At 64.5% G+C, this 20,158-nt stretch carries 17 protein-coding genes and 1 pseudogene; 15 read left to right on the forward strand and 3 right to left on the reverse strand.

The genetic code is table 11. The features are described from left to right. The 7 genes from EOA28_RS05590 to EOA28_RS05620 all read left to right on the forward strand — a co-directional run. The coding region (locus EOA28_RS05590) for a sugar ABC transporter permease (RefSeq protein ID WP_148670661.1) at positions 1-805 on the forward strand (805 nt) is incomplete at its 5' end. Then, a complete protein-coding gene (locus tag EOA28_RS05595; protein ID WP_126081163.1) occupies positions 798-1,730 on the forward strand; it encodes a carbohydrate ABC transporter permease in 933 nt (310 codons plus the stop codon). The genes EOA28_RS05590 and EOA28_RS05595, both read left to right, overlap by 8 nt. Further along, on the forward strand, positions 1,730-2,827 hold the full coding sequence (gene ugpC, locus EOA28_RS05600; RefSeq protein WP_127250058.1) for a sn-glycerol-3-phosphate ABC transporter ATP-binding protein UgpC: 1,098 nt from the start codon (positions 1,730-1,732) through the stop codon (positions 2,825-2,827). Before EOA28_RS05595 ends, ugpC begins: the two co-directional genes overlap by 1 nt. A gap of 31 nt (positions 2,828-2,858) precedes the next feature. Then, positions 2,859-3,611: a sugar phosphate isomerase/epimerase gene (locus tag EOA28_RS05605; protein ID WP_127250046.1), complete on the forward strand. Its 753-nt coding sequence runs from the start codon at positions 2,859-2,861 to the stop codon at positions 3,609-3,611. A gap of 5 nt (positions 3,612-3,616) precedes the next feature. Then, a complete protein-coding gene (locus EOA28_RS05610; protein ID WP_128314685.1) occupies positions 3,617-4,759 on the forward strand; it encodes a Gfo/Idh/MocA family oxidoreductase in 1,143 nt (380 codons plus the stop codon). A gap of 167 nt (positions 4,760-4,926) precedes the next feature. After that, positions 4,927-5,973, forward strand: a complete 1,047-nt coding sequence (mgrA, locus tag EOA28_RS05615) for an L-glyceraldehyde 3-phosphate reductase (protein WP_127250044.1) — start codon at positions 4,927-4,929, stop codon at positions 5,971-5,973. A gap of 149 nt (positions 5,974-6,122) precedes the next feature. Then, complete coding sequence (locus EOA28_RS05620) at positions 6,123-6,527, forward strand: Fur family transcriptional regulator (protein WP_042640862.1); 405 nt, start codon at positions 6,123-6,125, stop codon at positions 6,525-6,527. Between the two features lie 222 nt (positions 6,528-6,749). On the opposite strand, the gene polA is transcribed toward EOA28_RS05620, so the two are convergent. After that, a complete protein-coding gene (gene polA / locus EOA28_RS05630; protein WP_189341935.1) occupies positions 6,750-9,713 on the reverse strand; it encodes a DNA polymerase I in 2,964 nt (987 codons plus the stop codon). A 424-nt stretch (positions 9,714-10,137) separates the two neighbouring features. On the opposite strand from polA, the gene EOA28_RS05635 reads away from it, so the two are divergent. The 7 genes from EOA28_RS05635 to EOA28_RS05665 all read left to right on the forward strand — a co-directional run bounded on the left by EOA28_RS05635 (position 10,138) and on the right by EOA28_RS05665 (position 16,483). Beyond that, positions 10,138-11,523 (forward strand): M20/M25/M40 family metallo-hydrolase, encoded by a 1,386-nt coding sequence (locus tag EOA28_RS05635; RefSeq protein WP_128314686.1) that lies wholly within the window; start codon positions 10,138-10,140, stop codon positions 11,521-11,523. Positions 11,524-11,670: 147 nt separating this feature from the next. Further along, positions 11,671-12,291, forward strand: a complete 621-nt coding sequence (locus EOA28_RS05640; RefSeq protein ID WP_127250041.1) for a ribonuclease D — start codon at positions 11,671-11,673, stop codon at positions 12,289-12,291. A 77-nt stretch (positions 12,292-12,368) separates the two neighbouring features. Next, complete coding sequence (locus EOA28_RS05645; protein WP_127250040.1) at positions 12,369-12,569, forward strand: hypothetical protein; 201 nt, start codon at positions 12,369-12,371, stop codon at positions 12,567-12,569. A 111-nt stretch (positions 12,570-12,680) separates the two neighbouring features. Beyond that, positions 12,681-12,935, forward strand: a complete 255-nt coding sequence (locus EOA28_RS05650; protein ID WP_042640778.1) for a GlsB/YeaQ/YmgE family stress response membrane protein — start codon at positions 12,681-12,683, stop codon at positions 12,933-12,935. A gap of 27 nt (positions 12,936-12,962) precedes the next feature. Further along, positions 12,963-13,109, forward strand: a complete 147-nt coding sequence (locus EOA28_RS05655) for a hypothetical protein (protein ID WP_126064347.1) — start codon at positions 12,963-12,965, stop codon at positions 13,107-13,109. 209 nt (positions 13,110-13,318) lie between these two features. Continuing rightward, positions 13,319-15,583 carry a transglycosylase domain-containing protein gene (locus EOA28_RS05660; protein WP_127250039.1) on the forward strand — a complete coding sequence of 755 codons (2,265 nt, stop codon included), beginning with the start codon at positions 13,319-13,321 and terminating at the stop codon, positions 15,581-15,583. 150 nt (positions 15,584-15,733) lie between these two features. Continuing rightward, positions 15,734-16,483 carry an SDR family oxidoreductase gene (locus EOA28_RS05665; RefSeq protein ID WP_126081172.1) on the forward strand — a complete coding sequence of 250 codons (750 nt, stop codon included), beginning with the start codon at positions 15,734-15,736 and terminating at the stop codon, positions 16,481-16,483. 11 nt (positions 16,484-16,494) lie between these two features. Here EOA28_RS05665 and EOA28_RS41090 read toward each other — a convergent pair. After that, positions 16,495-17,413: pseudogene (locus EOA28_RS41090) on the reverse strand (zinc-binding dehydrogenase). 122 nt (positions 17,414-17,535) lie between these two features. Between EOA28_RS41090 and EOA28_RS05675 the strand changes: the two are divergent. Continuing rightward, positions 17,536-18,342 (forward strand): helix-turn-helix transcriptional regulator, encoded by an 807-nt coding sequence (locus EOA28_RS05675; protein ID WP_127250038.1) that lies wholly within the window; start codon positions 17,536-17,538, stop codon positions 18,340-18,342. Between the two features lie 6 nt (positions 18,343-18,348). On the opposite strand, the gene ybaL is transcribed toward EOA28_RS05675, so the two are convergent. Continuing rightward, complete coding sequence (ybaL, locus tag EOA28_RS05680; protein WP_245501476.1) at positions 18,349-20,148, reverse strand: YbaL family putative K(+) efflux transporter; 1,800 nt, start codon at positions 20,146-20,148, stop codon at positions 18,349-18,351. Positions 20,149-20,158: the final 10 nt, after the last annotated feature.

Raw genomic sequence — 20,158 nt, forward strand, 5'->3', positions numbered from 1 at the left:
GTTCGTCGGCGGTACGGCCTGGACGGTGCTCTATTCCTTCACCAATTCGAAGCTCCTGCCTCGGCTCAACTTCGTCGGGCTCGACCAGTACCACCGGCTCTGGTCGACATCGCGCTGGCTGGTCTCGATCGAGAACCTCTTGATCTATGGCGCGATCTCGCTGGTGTTCTCGCTGGTCATCGGCTTTCTGCTGGCGGCGCTTCTCGACCAGAAGATCCGCTTCGAGGACACGTTCCGCACCATCTTCCTCTATCCCTTCGCGCTGTCCTTCATCGTCACCGGGCTGGTCTGGCAATGGCTGCTCAATCCGGATTTCGGCGTGCAGCGCGTGGTGCGCGACCTCGGCTGGACAAGCTTCAGCTTCGACCCGCTCTACAATTCCAGCATCGTCATCTACGGCATTTCGATCGCGGCGCTCTGGCAGGGCACGGGGCTCATCATGTGCCTGATGCTCGCCGGCCTGCGCGGCATCGACGAGGATATCTGGAAGGCGGCGAGGGTGGACGGCATCCCCGCCTGGAAGACCTATCTCTTCATCATCATCCCGATGATGCGGCCGGTCTTCATCACCACGCTGGTGATCATCGCCGCGGGCATCGTCAAGGTCTATGACCTCGTCGTGGCGCAGACCAGCGGCGGCCCCGGCATCGCCTCGGAAGTGCCGGCCAAATATGTCTATGACTACATGTTTTTCGCCCAGAATCTCGGCCAGGGTTTCGCCGCCTCGACCATGATGCTGCTTTCGGTGGTGATCGTCATCGTGCCCTGGGCCTATCTCGAATTCGGAGGCAAGAAACGTGGCTGACGTCGCCTCCCTATCCCCCGGCGCCGAAGCGCTCAGGCGCGATGCCGCCGGCCCCAGCGGCCCGAAGCCGCGGCATGTGCTGTCGCGCCGCAACATCTTCCTCTACGGCACGCTGATCGTGGTGGCGCTCTACTATCTTCTGCCGCTCTACGTGATGATCGTCACGTCGCTGAAGGGCATGCCCGAGATCCGCCTCGGCAACATCTTCTCGCCGCCGATGGAGATCACCTTCGAGCCCTGGGTGAAGGCCTGGGCCACCGCCTGCACCGGGCTCAATTGCGACGGGCTGTCGCGCGGCTTCTGGAATTCGGTGCGCATCACCGTGCCGTCGGTGCTGCTCTCGATCGCGATCGCCTCGGTGAACGGCTATGCCCTGGCCAACTGGCGCTTCAAGGGCGCCGACACCTTCTTCATCATCTTGATCGTCGGCGCCTTCATTCCCTATCAGGTGATGATCTATCCGATCGTCATCATCCTGCGCGAGATCGGCATCTACGGCTCGCTGACCGGGCTGGTGATCGTGCATTCGATCTTCGGCATGCCGATCCTGACGCTGCTCTTCCGCAACTATTTCACCTCGATGCCGGAGGAGCTGTTCCGCGCCGCGCGCGTCGACGGCGCCGGCTTCTGGGGCATCTACCTGCGCATCATGCTGCCGATGTCACTGCCGATCTTCGTCGTCGCCATCATCCTGCAGGTGACCGGCATCTGGAACGACTTCCTGTTCGGCGTCGTCTACACGCGCCCCGACACCTATCCGATGACGGTGCAGCTCAACAACATCGTCAATTCGGTGCAAGGCGTGAAGGAATACAACGTCAACATGGCCGCAACCATCCTGACCGGGCTGGTTCCGCTCATCGTCTACTTCGTTTCCGGCAAGCTCTTCGTGCGCGGCATTGCCGCCGGCGCGGTGAAAGGATGATGATGGACATCGCCAATCCCAGCGTTTCGATCCAGGACTTGTCGCTCAATTTCGGCGCCGTCTCGGTGCTGCAGACGCTCAACCTGGATGTCGCCGAGGGCGAGTTCATCGTGCTGCTCGGACCGTCCGGCTGCGGCAAGTCGACCTTGCTCAACTGCATCGCCGGTCTGCTCGACATTTCGGACGGCCGCATCTTCATCAAGGGCAAGAACGTCACCTGGGAAGAACCGAAGGATCGCGGCATCGGCATGGTGTTCCAGTCCTACGCGCTCTATCCGCAGATGACGGTGGAAAGGAACCTTTCCTTCGGCCTGCGTGTCGCCGGCGTGCCGAAGGACGAGATCGCCAAACGCATCGCTCGCGCCGCCGAGATCCTGCAGATCGAGCCGCTTTTGCAGAGAAAGCCCTCGGCGCTTTCGGGCGGCCAGCGCCAGCGCGTTGCGATCGGGCGGGCGCTGGTGCGCGACGTCGATGTCTTCCTGTTCGACGAGCCGCTCTCCAATCTCGACGCCAAGCTGCGTTCGGAATTGCGCGTCGAGATCAAGCTGTTGCACCGCCGCCTGCAGAACACGATGATCTACGTCACCCACGATCAGATCGAGGCGATGACGCTGGCCGATCGCATCGCGGTGATGAAGGGCGGCGTGATCCAGCAGCTCGATGCGCCGCAGACGATCTACAACCGCCCCGTCAACCGCTTCGTCGCCGGCTTCCTCGGTTCGCCGGCGATGAATTTCATCGACGGCAGGCTGGAGAAGGACGGCGGCGACTGGCACTTTGCCGTGGAGGATGTACGCATCCCGCTTGCGACCTATGCCTTCGAGAAGGAGCCGGCGCCAGGCCCCGCAGTGTTCGGCATCCGGCCCGAGCATGTCGCCTTCAACAGCGGCACGGGCTGGCCCTTCGCCGCGACGGCTAATGTCGAGGTCGTGGAGCCCATGGGTTCCGATACGCTGGTGTGGCTGAAACTCGGCGGGCAGAACTTCACCGTGCGCGTCACCTCCGAACGCACGCCGAAGAACGGGGATCCGATCAGCGTCGGCTTCGATCCGATGCGCGCCTCGCTCTTCGACGCTCAAACAGGCAACCGAATTTAATCTCCCAGGACCAACCGAACGGACAGGACAGATGAACTGGTCATTCCAACTCTACAGCGCCCGCAATTTCCAGCCATGGGACAGCGTGGTGAGAATGCTCGGCGAGCTCGGCTACAAGCAAGTGGAGGGTTTCGGCGGCGTCTATGACGACCCGAAAGCCTTCCGCGCCGAGCTCGACAAGAACGGGCTGGCGATGCCGACCGGGCATTTGTCGATCGACGCGCTGGAAAACGACTTCGGCGGCGTGCGCAAGATCGCCGACGCGCTCGGCATCACGCTGCTGGTCTGCCCCTATCTGATGCCCGACCAGCGTCCTTCCGACGCCGCCGGCTGGCGCGGCTTCGGCGAGCGCCTGGCCAAGGTGGGCGAGACGGCGAAAAAGGCCGGCTACGGCTTTGCCTGGCACAACCATGATTTCGAGTTCAAGGCGCTTGCCGACGGCTCGCTGCCGCAGGACCACATCCTGTCCGCCGCACCCGACATCGGTTGGGAAATGGACGTCGCCTGGGTGGTGCGCGGCGGCGCCGATCCGCTGCCCTGGATCGAAAAACACGGCAAGCGCATCGTCGCGGTGCACGTCAAGGATATCGCCAAGCCGGGCGAGGGACTGGACGAGGACGGCTGGTCCGACGTCGGCCACGGCACGATCGACTGGGCGAGCCTTTTCAAGACATTGCGCGCAAAAAGCGCGGCGCAGTATTTCATCATGGAACAGGACAACCCCAACGACATCGAGCGCTATGCCCGTCGCTCGATCGCGGCAGCCAAGAGCTGGCAGGAGTAATCGAAATGGCAGACAAGCTTGGCGTTGGCGTCATCGGCTGCGGCAACATATCGAAGGCATATTTCTCGCTGGCGCCGCTGTTCCGTGGCATCAAGATGCGCGCCTGCGCGGACATCAACATGGATGCGGCCAAGGCACGGGCGAAGGAATTCAAGCTCCGTGCCGAGACGGTCGACGATCTGCTCAAGGACGACGAGATCGACATCATCGTCAATCTCACCATTCCGGCGGTGCATTACGAAGTGTCGAGGCAGGCGCTCGACGCCGGCAAGCATGTCTATTCGGAAAAACCTTTCGTTCTGTCGATCGAGGAAGGACTCGACCTCAAGAAACGGGCCGAGAAGAAGGGCCTGCGCATCGGTTCGGCGCCGGATACGTTCCTCGGCGGCGCGCACCAGCTGGCGCGCGAGCTGATCGACAGCGGCAAGCTCGGCAAGATCACCAGCGGCACCTGTCATGTGATGGGCCACGGCATGGAGCACTGGCATCCCAATCCGGACTTCTTTTTCCAGCCGGGCGCCGGCCCGGTGCTCGACATCGGACCTTACTACGTCACCAACCTGATCCAGCTGATCGGGCCGGTGAAACAGGTGGCGGCCTTCGCAACGACCCCGGCGAAGGTGCGGACGATCAGCTCCAAACCGCGCGCGGGCGAAAAAATCCCGGTCAACACGCCGACCACGATCCATGCGCTGCTCGAATTCGCCAACGGCGCGGTGATAACGCTCAACACCTCCTGGGACGTCTGGAGTCATGGCCACGCGCCGATGGAGCTCTATGGCGAATTGGGCACCGCCTTCGTGCCGGACCCGAATTTCTTCGGCGGCGAGGTACGCTTCACCGACGCGGCCAAGCCGGTGAAGAAGCTGCCGAAATGGAACCACCCGTTCGGCGTGCCGAACGAGATGCACGGCCAGGGCATGATGGCCAATTACCGCACCGCCGGTCTTGCCGACATGGCGATCGCAATCGCCGAAGGGCGGCCGCACCGCTGCTCGATGGAGCTGGCGCTGCACGCCGTCGACGTGATGACCGGCATCCTGCGTTCCGGCGAAAGCGGCAAATACGTCACCATGCAGACGACCTGCGAGCGGCCGGCCGCGCTCGGCGTCAAGGACGCGAAGGCGCTGCTGGCCAAGAAAAACTAGGTGGCAACCCCTCCCCGTTTCGGCGGGGAGGGGGTAAGGGTAGGGGCAAGCATCGATTCAATTGACCCCTGAGCCGAGCATGAAGTCGCCCGAAAACCGCTCCGCACTTTTCGGCTTCATGCTCTAGCGGCGCTCGCGGCGCCGCTTCGATCCCGAGGATTTTTCCCATGCCCTATGTCGCCGCCGAGAACCGCTACGAAAAGATGATCTATAACCGCTGCGGCCGCTCCGGCCTCAAGCTGCCGGCGATCTCGCTCGGGCTGTGGCACAATTTCGGCAACGATACGCCGCACCGGACCAAGCAGGCGATCGTGCGCAAGGCCTTCGACCTCGGCATCACGCATTTCGATCTCGCCAACAATTACGGTCCGCCGCCCGGCTCGGCGGAGACCGCGTTCGGCGAGATCCTGCGCACCGATTTCGCCGCCTATCGCGACGAGATGATCATCTCGACCAAGGCGGGCTACGAGATGTGGGCGGGTCCCTATGGCGAATGGGGCAGCCGCAAATATGTGCTGGCGAGCCTCGACCAGAGCCTCAAGCGGATGGGGCTCGACTATGTCGATATCTTCTATTCGCACCGCTTCGACCCGGAAACGCCGCTCGAGGAAACCATGGGCGCGCTCGACCACGCGGTGCGCTCGGGCAAGGCGCTTTATGCCGGCATCTCGTCCTACAACTCGCAGCGCACGCGCGAGGCGGCCGATATTCTGCGGCAGCTCGGCACCCCTTGCCTGATCCACCAGCCGAGCTATTCGATGCTCAACCGCTGGGTCGAGGAGGACGGGCTGCTCGACACGCTGGAGGGGCTGGGCATCGGCTCGATCGTCTTCTCGCCGTTGGCGCAAGGCATGCTGACCGACAAATATCTCGGCGGCCTCCCCGAGGGCAGCCGCGCATCCCAGGGCAAGTCGCTCAGGCCGGCCTTCATCAACGACAAGTCGATCGCCAACATCAAGGCGCTCAACGCCATTGCCACTCGCCGCGGCCAGACGCTGGCGCAGATGGCGCTGGCCTGGGTGCTGCGCAAGGGCCGCGTGACCACGGCCCTGATCGGCGCCAGCCGGCCGGAACAGGTCGAGGATTGCGTCGGCGCGCTCAAGGCGCTCGAGTTCTCCGATGCCGAGCTTGCCGAGATCGATACTTACGCGCGTGAGTCCGACATCAACCTCTGGGCGGCTTCGGCCGAACGCAAAGGGCCGCCGCGCAAGTAGCGGTTAGCCGGCGAACCGTCTCGCCCGACCTGTGCCTGAGGAGACGCGCTGCGGAAACAGTGGCAAAATCGCTCGTTCGTCGCTATCTCAGGGGAAATTGAAGTCCTTGGCATGCGGTCGCGCGTGCAAGCGTCGATTGGGCGAACAAGATGACGGCAAGAGATGCGCTGACCAAGAACCAGCTCTGCGTGCTCGAGAAGCTCGAGGCGTCCAGCGGGCCGCTCAGCGCCTATACGCTGCTCGACCAGCTGCGCGAGCGCGGTTTCCGCGCCCCGCTGCAGGTCTACCGGGCGCTCGACACGCTGGTGAAGTCCGGTTTCGTGCATCGGCTGGAAAGCCTCAATTCCTTCGTCGCCTGCGCCGAGCCGCACGACCACAGCCATTCGATGACCGCCTTCGCCATCTGCGACAATTGCGGCCAGGTCACCGAGATGTCCGACCACGACGTCGGCCACCGGCTGGACGAATGGGTGCGCTCGACGGGCTTCGCGGCCAAGAAGGCGGTGATCGAGTTTCGCGGCGTGTGCGCGAAGTGCAGGGCCGAGGCTGCGTAAGTATCAGCTAGCCGGTTGACGCCGGCGCGGAGCCCCCCTCTCTGTCCTGCCGGACATCTCCCCCTCAAGGGGGGAGATCAGCCGTAGTCACGGCTTTCGCCAATCTTCAAACGTTGCAAGACGAGCGCCGGCGCCGGAACCGCCAATCTCCCCCCTTGAGGGGGAGATGTCCGGCAGCACAGAGAGGGGGGCGACGGATCGCGGCGCCTCTCGGCATGCCGCCTAATGCGCCTCGTCCCAGTTATCCGCCGCCCGGGCGTCGACATGCAGCGGCACCGACATTGAGACCGCCGGCATCGGCGCGTTTTCCATGACCCGGCGCACGACGGGAATAGTCGCTTCGACTTCCGCTTCCACCGTTTCGAAGATCAGTTCGTCATGCACCTGCAGCAGCATGCGGGCCGAGAGTTTCGCTTTCTCCAGCGCCTCTTCCATATGCACCATGGCGCGGCGGATGATGTCGGCTGCGGTGCCCTGGAGCCTGGCGTTGATCGAGGCGCGCTCGTTGAAGGCGCGGACCGACGGGTTGGAGGATCGTATCTCCGGATAGTGGATGCGCCGGCCGAAGATGGTTTCCACGAAGCCGTTTTCCCGCGCGTAGGCCTTGGTTTCCTCGATATAGTCGCGGATGCCGGGGAAGCGCTCGAAATAGCGCTTGATATAGGCGCCGGCCTCGTCGCGCGGGATCGACAGCTGGTTGGCGAGGCCAAAGGCCGAAATGCCGTAGATGATGCCGAAATTGATCGCCTTGGCGCGCCGGCGCACCTCCGAAGGCATGCCCTCGACCGGCACGTTGAACATTTCCGACGCGGTGATGGCATGGATGTCGGCGCCGTCGGCGAAGGCCTGCTTGAGCTGCGGGATCTCGGCGACATGGGCAAGCACGCGCAGCTCGATCTGGCTATAGTCGGCCGAGACCAGCTTGTGGCCCTTCTCGGCGATGAAGGCGGTCCTGATCTTGCGGCCCTCGGCCGTGCGCACCGGAATGTTCTGGAGGTTGGGATCGGAGGATGACAAGCGGCCCGTGGTCGTCGCGGCGAGCGAGTAGGAGGTATGCACGCGATTGGTGCCGGGGTTGATGAAGCCGGGCAGCGCGTCGGTATAGGTCGACTTCAGCTTGGTGAGCTGACGCCAGTCGACGATCTTGCGCGGCAGCTCATGGCCTTCGGCGGCCAGGTCCTCAAGAAGCTGCGCCGAGGTCGACCACTGGCCGGTCTTGGTCTTCGAGCCGCCTGGCAGGCCCATCCTGCCGAACAAGATGTCGCCGAGCTGCTTCGGCGAGCCGATGTTGATGCGCTCGCCGACGATGCCGTAGATCTCTTCCTCGACGCGGGCGGCGCCCTGCGCCAGTTCGCCCGACAGCCGCGACAGGATCTGGCGGTCGACCGAGATGCCGCGCTGCTCCATGCGGGCAAGCACCGGCACGAGCGGCCGTTCCAGCCGCTCGTAGACGGAAACGAGGCCCTTGGCGGCGAGCCGGGGCTTCAGCAATTGCCACAGCCGCAGAGCCAGATCGGCCTGCTCGCCGGCATAGGCGGTCGCGCGCTCGATATCGACCTGGTCGAAGCCGATGGCGCTCTTGCCCGAGCCGGCGAGCTCCTTCTTCGAGGCCGGCGCGTGGCCCAGCCACTTCTCCGACAGCGAGGCGAGGTCGTGACCGCCGGACGTGCCTGCATCGAGCACGTAGGAGATCAGCATCGTGTCGTCGAATGGTCCGACCTCGATGCCGTGCCGGCTCATCACGACGATGTCATATTTCATGTCCTGCACGATCTTCAGGACCGACCGGTCCTCGAGCGGCGGCTTGAGCAGCGCCAGCGCCTCGCGGACCGGGATCTGGTTCTCCAGCACCCCGCCGCCAAGCAGGTCGCCGTTGCCGTTTCTGTGGGCAAGCGGCACGTAGACGGCGCGACCGGGCGCGATCGCCATGGACAGGCCGATGAGATCCGCCTGCATCGGGTCGGACGAGCTGGTCTCGGCGTCGAAGGCGAGGATGCCAGCGTCGCGGGCTTCGCCGATCCAGGCTTTCAGCGCGGCCGCGTCGCGGATGGCGCCATAGGCCGAAGGGTCTATCTTGCGCGCCGTCGCCTGTTCCAGCCGCAGCGCGGAGAGGAGCGATGGGGTGTCGCCTTGCGGCGGCGCGTCCTCGCCTCTTGTGACAGGCGCGGCGGATTTTGCGTTGCCGTTTGATTGAGGCGCCGGCTGTCGCGGTGGCGCTCCGGCGCCGATATCGGGGCCATGCGCGGCATCGGCTCGTTCGACGATGACGGCGGAAGCCTGGACGTCGCCGATCTCGGTCGCGGTCGCCTCGGCGACGCGTCGCGTCAGCGTGGTGAATTCCATGGTCTTCAGGAAGCCGATCAGCTTCGGGCCGTCCGGCGCGTGCAGCACCAGGTCGTCCAGTTCCTCCTTCAGCGGCACATCGTTCTTCAGCTTCACCAGCTGACGCGAGATGCGCGCCTTGTCGGCATTGGCTATGATGGTCTCGCGCCGCTTGTCCTGCTTGATCTCGGAGGCACGCGCCAGCAGTCCGTCAAGGTCGCCGAACTGTTCCAGAAGCTGCGCCGCGGTCTTCGGCCCGATGCCGGGCACGCCCGGCACGTTGTCGACCGAGTCGCCGGTGAGCGCCTGCAGGTCGATCATCTTTTCCGGCGGCACGCCCCATTTCTCGATCACCTCGGGGATGCCGATCTGGCGGTCCTTCATCGGGTCGTACATGCCCACCGTCGGGCCGACCAACTGCATCAGGTCCTTGTCGGAGGAAATGATGGTGGTGTCGGCGCCGACCTCGCATGCGAGCCGGCAATAGGTTGCGATGATGTCGTCGGCCTCGAAACCCTCCATCTCGATGCAGGGCAGGTTGAAGGCCACGGTCGCCTGGCGGATCAGTCCGAATTGCGGGATCAGGTCTTCCGGGGGCGCCGAGCGGTTCGCCTTGTATTCCGGGTAGAGATCGCTGCGGAACGTCTTCGAGGAATAGTCGAAGATGACGGCGAAATGCGTCGGCACGATGCCTACATTGGTGTTGCGGGCGTCCTGCATCAGCTTCCAAACCATGTTGCAGAAGCCAAGCACGGCGCTGGTCGGCAGGCCGTCGGATTTGCGGTTGAGCGGCGGCAGCGCGTGGTAGGCGCGGAAAATGTAGCCGGAGCCGTCGACGAGGAAGAGGTGGTCGCCTTTTTTCATGCCGGCAGGGATAGCGCGGCCAGCCTTCGCGGTCCATGCCAAAGGCTTCGGAACCCACCGGTTCGGGCAACACCCCTGACAGATCCTGTCCGGCCGGAATTCGGGCGCTCACGGGCATGTTACAAAAGTGTAAGTTTCATGCCCTTGAATCGCCACGTTCACAGACCCAAATACACGTTATCGGCAGTTTTCGCCGAAGTCCGGAGCAAGGCCCGTCCCCCGCCTATCCCGGGCAAACTGCGGCAGCCTATCCCCCCTCTCCGGGCTGCCGCAACGTTTCGAGTAAAGACCGCCGTGGTTCCCCCTCCACCACGGCGGTCTTCTTTTGTGGTGCGGCAGCGATTGCCCGGGTTGGTCCAACAATCACGGCTTTTCGTTTTCGGCGTGGCCCTTTAGGGTCTGGCCAAAATCGAAAGGCAAAAGCATGTCCAGAATCTCCCCCGTCCTTGAGCGTCTCGACCAGAATCTCGATCGGAGCCTGGAGCGGCTGTTCGGCCTGCTCGGCATCAAGTCGATCTCCACCGATCCGGCCTTCGCCGCCGACTGCCGCAAGGGCGCGGAATGGCTGGTTGCCGAGCTCAAGCTGATCGGGTTCGACGCGAGTGTGCGCGACACGCCCGGACATCCGATGGTGGTGGCGCATCACGAGGGACCGGCAGGCGCGCCGCATGTGCTGTTCTACGGCCACTACGACGTCCAGCCGGTCGATCCGATCGAATTATGGGACACCGACCCGTTCGCGCCTTCGATCAAGGAGATCGAGCCTGGACGCAAGGTGATCACCGGCCGCGGCTCGGCCGATGACAAGGGACAGTTGATGACCTTCGTCGAGGCCTGCCGCGCATGGAAGCAGGTGCACGGCAATCTGCCGTGCCGCGTCACCATCCTGTTCGAGGGCGAGGAGGAATCCGGCTCGCCGTCGCTGAAGCCGTTCCTGGAAGCCAACGCCGCCGAGCTGAAGGCGGATTTCGCGCTGGTCTGCGACACCAGCATGTGGAACCGCGAGACGCCGTCGATCTGCGTGTCGCTGCGCGGCATGGTCGGCGAGGAGGTCACCGTCAAGGCGGCCAGCCGCGACCTGCATTCGGGCCTCTATGGCGGCCCGGCCGCCAACCCGATCCGCATCCTGGCCAAGGTGCTTGCCGACATCCACGACAAGGATGGCCACGTCACCATTCCAGGCTTCTATGACGGGGTCGAGGAGACGCCCAGCCAAGTACTGAAATCCTGGGAAGGCCTCGGCGAGACGGCCGAGACCTTCCTCGGACCGGTCGGTCTTTCCATTCCGGCCGGCGAAAAGGGGCGCTCGGTGCTCGAAATGACCTGGGCAAGGCCGACGGCGGAATTCAACGGCATCATAGGCGGCTATACCGGCAAGGGGTTCAAGACGGTGATCGCGGCGGAAGCTTCGGCGAAAGTGTCGTTCCGGCTGGTCCACAAGCAGGACCCGAAGAAGATCCGCGCCGCCTTCCAGGCCTTCGTGCGCGAGCGCATCCCCGGCGACTGCTCGGTCGAATTCCATCCGCATGGCGGCTCGCCGGCGATCCAGCTTTCCTACGACTCGCCGTTCCTGGCCAAGGCCAAGGACGCGCTGTCCGACGAATGGGACAAGCAGGCTATCACCACCGGCGGTGGCGGCTCCATCCCCGTGGTCGGCGATTTCCAGATTTATCTCGGCATGGAATCGCTACTGGTCGGTTTCGGCCTCGACGACGACCGCATCCACTCGCCGAACGAGAAATACGAGCTGACCTCCTTCCACAAGGGACAGCGGTCCTGGGCGCGCATCCTCGATGCTCTGACCCGGTGAGGCGGAAATCGCGCAAGATGTGAGATTCAACTTTCTGTTGATTTTTCTCCGGATCGCGGCGAGGACGAATGACCAGCGCAACGCGCTGCTGCTGCTGACGCATCCCAGGCGATGCGCGGCGCCGCGGGCCGCGATCCGGAGAAGAGAATGACCGATATCCGTTTCCACAAGAACGACCTGCCCGACCTCACCCGCTACAATGTCGGGGCGGTTGCCATCGACACGGAAACGCTGGGTTTGAACCCGCATCGCGACCGGCTCTGCGTTGTGCAGATCTCGCCCGGCGACGGCAGCGCCGACGTCATCCAGATCGCGCCTGGCCAGAAGAAAGCGCCGAATCTCGTCAGCCTGCTTCGCAACCGCGCGGTCACCAAGCTGTTCCATTACGGCCGCTTCGACATCGCCGTGCTCTACAATGCCTTCGGTGTCATGGCGGAGCCGGTGTTCTGCACCAAGATCGCCTCGCGGCTCGTCCGCACCTACACCGACCGCCACGGGCTGAAGGATCTGTGCAACGAATTGCTCGGCATCGGCCTGTCCAAGGCGCAGCAATCCTCGGACTGGGCAGCGGAAACGCTCTCGCCCGAACAGCTCGACTATGCCGCCTCCGACGTGCTCTATCTGCACCGTCTGCGCGAGGTTCTGGCGGCGCGCCTGGCGCGCGAAAACCGCACCAAGGAGGCCGACGCCTGCTTCCGTTTCCTGCCTACGCGCGCCAAGCTCGACCTTATGGGCTGGGCGGAGGAAGACATTTTCGCGCATAGCTGACGGAACCCGGCGCGGCGGCGGGCGTTCTTGCCGGTTCGGCCGGTTCACGGAGCGGGCCGGTTCGTGGAGGGAGTGAGATGGCAGAGCGCAAACCGATAGAAAGCGCGCCGAAGGACGGGTCGAAAGTCACCATTCTGTGGAAGGACGGCGACGGCGTCGTCAATGAATCCGTCGGCCAGTATCGCGATGGCGGCTGGTGGGTCTACACCGACAGCGACACGCAAAAGAAGGTCGATCCGACGAGCTGGCGTCCGGCATCGGGTGACGACGACGAATGAAGCTGGCGCTGGCGAGGCCGGCCGCTTTCCAATAGGTTCCATCCGTCACAGTCGGATGGCCGATTCGGGGGGCGTGGCTTCGTTGGTCCTCCGCTCACTGAGGGATTGGCAATGGGAATTGAAAGCCTGCTCGTTTTCATCATCATCGGCGCGATCGCCGGCTGGCTTGCCGGCCTGATCGTCAAGGGTTTCGGCTTCGGACTGGTCGGCAACATCGTCGTCGGCATCGTCGGCGCCCTGATTGCCGGCTGGATATTCCCAAGGCTTGGCTTTGCCGTGGGCGGCGGGATCCTTGCCGCGATCATCCACGCCACGATCGGCGCGGTGGTCCTGCTGGTGCTGATCAAGCTGGTGAAACAGGCCTGATCTTCCAGCAGGCATCGGGGACGCGCCATGAAGCAGAACATGCTCTATGTCATCATCGGCGCTCTCGTGGTCGTGGTCATTGCGCTCGGCGTCTATGTCTATCGCGAGCAGACCAGGCCGAAAGGCGTCGAGCTCAAGATCGACGACAAAGGAATTTCGATCCAGCAGAATTGATCACGGTGGCCAGCCGCCGGCGCCGTCAGGAGCCAGAGTGCGCCGGATGAGGCGGCTGCTGCCCGCGGCGATCGGTTAGAAGCTGGATTCAGAAAACCCTAACGGTTTTCAAAATCCTGCATAAACCCTGCTTTAACGCGCCTTTAAACCGCCGCATCTACTCTTCAACCCGAACGCCATCGGTACCGGGGACAGACAGACTAGAGCGCATGGCGAACCGCAGGGACAGTCGCATCGAACCGAGCTTCGAGGGATCGCCGCGCGCGAAATCCTCCGAGGGCTTTTCGGTGAGCGAGGAGGATCGCGTCGTGCCGCGCACCCGCAAATCCGCTGCAAAGGGCAAATCCGCCAAGGCGAAATCACGCGGACGTGGCCGCGACCGCAAACGGCGCGGACTGCTCGGCATCGCCACGCGGCTTGCCTACTGGTGCTTCGTGCTGTGCATCTGGGGCGGCATCGCGGCGGCCGGCGTCGTCGTCTATTACGGCGCCAAGATGCCGGCGGCGACGACGTGGTCGGTCCCCGACCGCGCGCCCAACATTAAGATCGTCTCGGTCGATGGCGCGCTGATCGCAAATCGCGGCGCGTCGGGCGGCGAGGCCGTCGGCCTGGACGAAATGTCGCCCTATATCCCCGAAGCGGTCGTGGCCATCGAGGATCGGCGCTTCTATTCGCATTTCGGCATCGACCCCATCGGCCTGTCGCGCGCCATGGTCACCAACCTGCTCGGAGGGCATTTCTCGCAGGGCGGCTCGACGCTGACGCAGCAGCTGGCCAAGAACCTGTTCCTGACGCCGGACCGCACGCTGGAGCGCAAGGTCCAGGAAGTGCTTTTGGCGCTGTGGCTCGAGCACAAGCACACGAAAGACCAGATCCTCGAAATGTACCTCAACCGGGTCTATTTCGGTTCGGGCGCCTATGGCGTCGAGGCGGCCTCGCGACGCTATTTTGGCAAGAGCGCGCGCGACGTGTCGCTTTCGGAGGCAGCCCTGCTGGCGGGGCTGCTGAAGGCGCCGTCGAAGCTTTCGCCGGCGCGCGACCCGAAGGCGGCCGAAGAGCGGGCGCAGCTCGTGCTCGCGGCCATGCGCGAGACCGGCAAGATCGGCGACAAGGAATACAAGACGGCGCTGAGCGCGCCGGCGACGCGCGCGCCGTCCTACTGGACCGGCTCGGAGAACTACGTCGCCGACACGGTGATGGACGAGCTTCCCGACCTGATCGGCGACGTGCGCGGCGACATCGTCATCACTACCACGGTCGACCTCAACCTGCAGAAGCTTGCCGAACGATCGATCCGCCGGCTGATTGACGAGAGCGGCAAGAAGCTCAACGTCACCCAAGGGGCGTTGGTGTCGATCGACGATTCTGGCGCGGTGCGCGCCATGGTCGGCGGCTATGATTATTCGACCAGCCAGTTCGACCGCGCCTCGGAAGCGCGCCGGCAGCCAGGCTCCGCCTTCAAGCCCTTCGTCTATATGGCGGCGTTGGAGGCCGGCCGCACGCCGGACAGCATCCGCAACGATGCGCCGATCAAGATAGGCAAATGGACGCCCGACAATTACGGCGGCAAATATTACGGCAAGGTCACGCTGGCGACGGCGCTCGCCAAGTCACTCAACTCGGTAGCGGCGCAGCTCACCATGGAAGTCGGCCCCGACGCCGTGGTCGAGGCCGCGCATCGCATGGGCATCCAGTCCGACCTGCAGGCCAACACCTCGATCGCGCTGGGCACCTCGGAAGTGACGCCGCTTGAACTGACCTCGGCCTATGTTCCTTTCGCCAATGGCGGCTACAAGCCGGACATCCACTTCATCCAGCGCATCACGACAGCAAACGGCAAGGTGCTCTACGCGGGCAGCACCGGCAGCGCGCCGCGCGTCATCAAGGCCGATATCGTGGGCATGATGAACTCGATGATGACCGGTACCGTCGAGGCCGGCACCGCCAAGAAGGCGGCGTTCAACTGGCCGTCGGCCGGCAAGACCGGCACCAGCCAGAACTCGCGCGACGCCTGGTTCGTCGGCTACACCGCCAATCTCACCACCGGCGTGTGGTTCGGCAATGACGACGGCAGCCCGATGAAGAAGGTTACCGGCGGCGTGCTTCCGGCGCAGGCCTGGCACGAATTCATGGTGGCCGCGCATGAAGGCGTGCCGGTCAGGCCGCTGCCTGGCACCTGGAAGTCGACGCCGTCCGATACGATCGTGCCGGACGAGATCCCCTCGGCGGATGCCTCGCAGCCGTCCGCGCCGCCCGCGGCCGTCGGCCAGTCGCAGCCCGCCGCCCCGCAACCCGTTGCCCAGGCGCCCGCGCGGCAGCCGCGTCCAGCCCAGACGGTCGATGCAGATGGCTTCGACATGCCCAGCGACAGTGAGTCGACCGCCTCGATCAAGCATCCGGTGCCGCCCGGCGATGTCGGCGGACCGAAGAAAAGGCGACAGACCTCGATCCTCGATATTTTGGGCGGGGGTTGAAGCCCGTTCGCCAGATCGGACGGCTCCAGTTTTTTTCCGTCACGATCCCGAAAACCGGAAGCCCCTTTCCGGGATCATCGCTGCGGCGGCAACTCGCCCTCTCGCAATGATTGCCGCCTTCGGCTACATGTCCGGCCGGAGACAAAGTTCATGGCCGAAACCGACAGCAGAAAAACCATCGTGCTTACCGGCGCCAGCCGTGGCATCGGCCATGCGACGGTGAAGCGTTTCTCGCGCGAGGGCTGGCGCGTCATCACCTGCTCGCGCCAGGCCTTCGCCGAGGATTGCCCGTGGCCGGCCGGCCCCGAGGATCACATCAAGGTCGACCTCGCCGACCAGGAAGATGTCGGCATCGCCGTGTCGGAGATCCGCCACCGGCTCGAGGCGCATGGCGGACAGCTGCACGCGCTGGTCAACAATGCCGGCATCTCACCGAAGCTGAAGGACGGCAGCCGGATGAACTCGATCGAGACGCCGATGCATGTTTGGCGCGACGTCTTCCAGGTCAATTTCTTCGCGCCGATCATGCTGGCGAGGGGCCTGTTCAAAGAGCTCGCCGCCGCCAAGGGCTCGATCGTCAACGTCACCTCGATCGCCGGCACGAGGGTGCATCCTTTTGCCGGCACGGCCTATGCGACGTCGAAGGCGGCGCTCGGCTCGCTGACGCGCGAGATGGCGCATGATTTCGGTCCGCATGGCATCCGCGTCAACGCGATCGCGCCGGGCGAGATCGACACGGCGATCCTGTCGCCAGGCACGGACAGAATAGTCGAGACGATCCCGCTGAGAAGGCTGGGCGGCACCTCGGAAGTGGCCGACATCATCTACTTCCTGTGCTCCGGCCAGTCGTCTTACGTGACCGGCTCGGAAATCCACATCAATGGCGGCCAGCACGTCTGACCTGGCTGATTTCAAGCCACAGTGAGGACGGCCTTGCCGCTGAAGCTGCGCTGTCTGAGCGCGTCCAGGGCCTGGCCGATGTCCGTCCACGGCACGGTCATGGCCACGCGGGTTTCCAGCCTGCCGGCCGCGACGAGATCGAGCAGGGCGGCGATGTCGGCGCCGATGGCTGAACCGGATGAGTAATAGGCGAAGGTCTGCAGCTTGGCGCCTTCGCTGGCCAGGAACGAACTGGCGAAACCCTACAGGCGTGAGCTCGCCGCTGCTCGAGCCGAACATGACGATCGTTCCACCCGGGGCGACATGTTCGATCGCGGCGGCGAGGCTCTTGCCGCCGACCGACTCGGTGATCAGCGAAAACGGCCCCTCGGCCAGTTCGATCGACTCGACGACCTGCCCGGCGCCCAGATTGCGAAGGTCATCGTGATGCCGGGTTGAGGCGATCGCCGCCACGGAAGCGCCTTGCTCGCGGGCGATCTGGATCTGGAAACGGCCGACAGCGCCGCTTGCGCCGGTGATCAGGATCCGCTGGCCGGCGAGATCGCCACCATGGCGCAAAGTCCTCAGCGCCGTCGTGCCCGCGACCGGAAGCGTGGCGGCCGAGGCGAAGCCGACCCCGTCAGGTATGACGGCGAGGCGGTCGGTCGGAACAGCGACGTGTTCGGCCCAGCCGGCCTGGTCGACCAAGGCCGCGACGCGCGTGCCCGCGGCCGGGCCTGAGCCGTCGGCCGCCGCGCGTTCCACGATGCCGACGATATCCTGGCCGGGGATCCAGCCGTCGGGGCGGATGGCGAGCAGGCGCAGCTCGCCACGATTCAATGATGTTGCATGAATTGCGACCAATGCTTCGTTCGCATTGCAGTTTGGCTCGTCGGCCTCGGTGAGGTTCAGCCGGCTGGGGCTGTCGGAAGAAATGGCGAGAGCGAGCATGGCCCACCTTTGAATTGACGTCTGAGACGCGATCGATTGCGAGGATATCGTCGCGAACCTATCGACTTTCGTGACTGGAGAATCTAGAGGTAAAGCCAAATGATCGCTAAAAACATTCAATCATGAGACAGCCACTCCGCTGGCCCTGGCTGGATTTCGATGTCGACGACGTGGCCGTGCCGGCGATCGCCGTTGGCGTCGATGTCACCGAGACCAGGGCCGAGGTGCGCGCGCATTGGCATCGCAAGGGGCAGCTCGTCTTCGCGCTCGGCGGCGCCGTCACCTGTCGGGTTCCGACCGGGCTCTGGATGGTGCCGCCGCATTGCGGCGTGTGGGTGCCGAGCCGCATAGAACACAGCAACATCGCGACGGCGAATGCGCGGATTTTCTTCGTCTATATCGAGCCAGGCGCCGCCGACCTGCCGGATCGGTGCTGCACGCTTTCGATCTCGCCGCTGCTGCGCGAAGTGATCATCGAGCTGTCGGAATGCGCGCCGGACGACCCGCGCTGCGACTTCCTGGGAAAGGTCCTGCTCGCCGAGCTGCCGCTCATGCCGGTGCAGCAATTGCATTTGCCGATCTCGGCCGAGCCGCGGCTGCGCCGGATCGCGGAAGCATTGGCCGACAACCCTGCAGATCGCAGCACGCTGGCGGAATGGGCCAACCGGGTGGCGCTCAGCGAAAGCAGCCTGGCGCGCCTCGTCGTCAAGGAGACGGGCCTGAGTTTCGGCCGCTGGCGCCAGCAGTTGCACCTGATCGTGGCGCTCAGGGAACTGTCCGCCGGCGCCAGCGTGCAGCGGGTGTCGGGCGATCTCGGCTATGAATCCGTCACCGCCTTCATCACCATGTTCAAGAAGGCGCTGGGCAAGCCGCCGGCGAAATATCTCAGCGATATCGCGCAGAATGGCGGTTCCGCGTTCAACGCCTGAAAGGCATCAAGCGGGCTGCGGATTGATCGCCATGGCGGGCCCGGACGCACCGGTGTTTTTGCCGGTTACCACCTCGAGGATGCCGCGCGCGATCTGGCGCTCGCCCATGATCACCGTGTCGGCGCCGAGGCTTTTCAGATGCTCGACCTCGGCGTCGGAGTGCGCGCGGGCGATGATATTGCTCGCAGGATTGGCGGCGCGGGCTCGAAGCACGATCTGGCCGGACTCGAAGGCATTGGGGATGGCGAGGATCAGCCGCTTCGCGCCTTCCGGATTGGCGGCCGCGAAGACATCCGCATTGGCGGCATTGCCGGCCACCGTCTCGATGCCGTCGTCACGCAGCTTGGCCAGCGTCTTGTCGGCATCCTCGATCACCAGGAAGGGCAGGGCGGCTTCCTTCAGCGCTACGCCGACGAGGCTGCCGACGCGGCCGTAACCGATCAGGATGGAATGGCCGGCAAGCGCGGTCTTGGGCGGCGGGCCGTCTTCCTTTCCCGGCGTTGCCTGGACCGAAGCAACCTGGCCGGGCTCGGTGGCCGGGCCGATCGGCCTTTGCTGTTCGACAGGTGCCGTCTTGCCGGCGCGCTTTTCCAGCCACGGCTTCATCCAGTCGACAAGGAGGAACATCAGCGGATTGAGCAGGATCGAGAGGATCGCGCCGGCCAGGATCAAGTCGCGGCCCTGCTCGGGCAGCAGTTTCAGGCCGACGCCCAGCTCGGCCAGGATGAAGGAGAACTCGCCGATCTGGGCAAGGCTCGCCGAAATCATCAGCGCGGTGGCGATCGGATAGCGGAAGGCGATGACGATGACGAAGGCGGCGAGCGACTTGCCGACGACGATGATGGCCAAGGTGGCGAGGATCGGCAGGCCGTTGCTGATCAGGCTGAGCGGGTCGAACAGCATGCCGACCGAGACGAAGAACAGCACCGAGAAGGCGTCGCGCAGCGGCAATGATTCTTCCGCCGCGCGGTGGCTGAGCTCGGACTCGCTCATGATCATGCCGGCGAAGAAAGCGCCGAGCGCCAGCGAGACGCCGAACAGCTTCGCCGCGCCGAAGGCGACGCCGAGCGCGATAGCCAGCACCGACAGCCGGAACAGTTCCCGCGAGCCAGTGTGGGCGACATAATGCAGGATCCAGGGAATGACCCGGCGCCCGACGACCAGCATGACGACGACGAAGGCTGCGACCTTGGCCAGCGTGATGCCGACAACGCCCCATATGCCGTAGCTGGCGGGCAGCGAGAGCAGGCTCGTATGATCATCGACCTGCGGCTGGCCGCCGAGCACGCCGGCTAGCGCGGGCAATAGCACCAGCGCCAGCACCATGGCGAGATCTTCGACGATCAGCCAGCCGACCGCGATGCGGCCGCGTTCGGTCTCGATCAGCCGCTGTTCCTGCAGAGCGCGCAAAAGCACCACGGTCGAGGCGACCGAAAGCGCCAGTCCGAAGACCAGGCCGGCGCCCAGCGGCCAGCCGAGCAGCCAGGCAAGCCCGACGCCAAGCAGGGTCGCGAAGCCGATCTGCACGATCGCGCCCGGCACCGCGATGGCGCGGACGGACAGAAGGTCCTTCAGCGAAAAATGCAGGCCGACGCCGAACATCAAAAGGATGACGCCGATTTCAGCGAGCTCGTTGGCAAGGCTGGCGTCGGCGACGAAGCCCGGCGTGTTCGGCCCGACCAGGACGCCGGCGACGAGGTAACCGACAAGCGGCGGGATGCGGAAACGGTTGGCCAAAGCCCCGAAGACGAATGCCAGCCCCAGACCGGCGACGATGGTGGCGATAAGGGGCGTGTCATGCGGCATTGTCTTTTTG

Source organism: Mesorhizobium sp. M2A.F.Ca.ET.067.02.1.1 (assembly GCF_004023285.1).
In the GTDB taxonomy this organism is placed as follows: Bacteria; Pseudomonadota; Alphaproteobacteria; order Rhizobiales; family Rhizobiaceae; genus Mesorhizobium.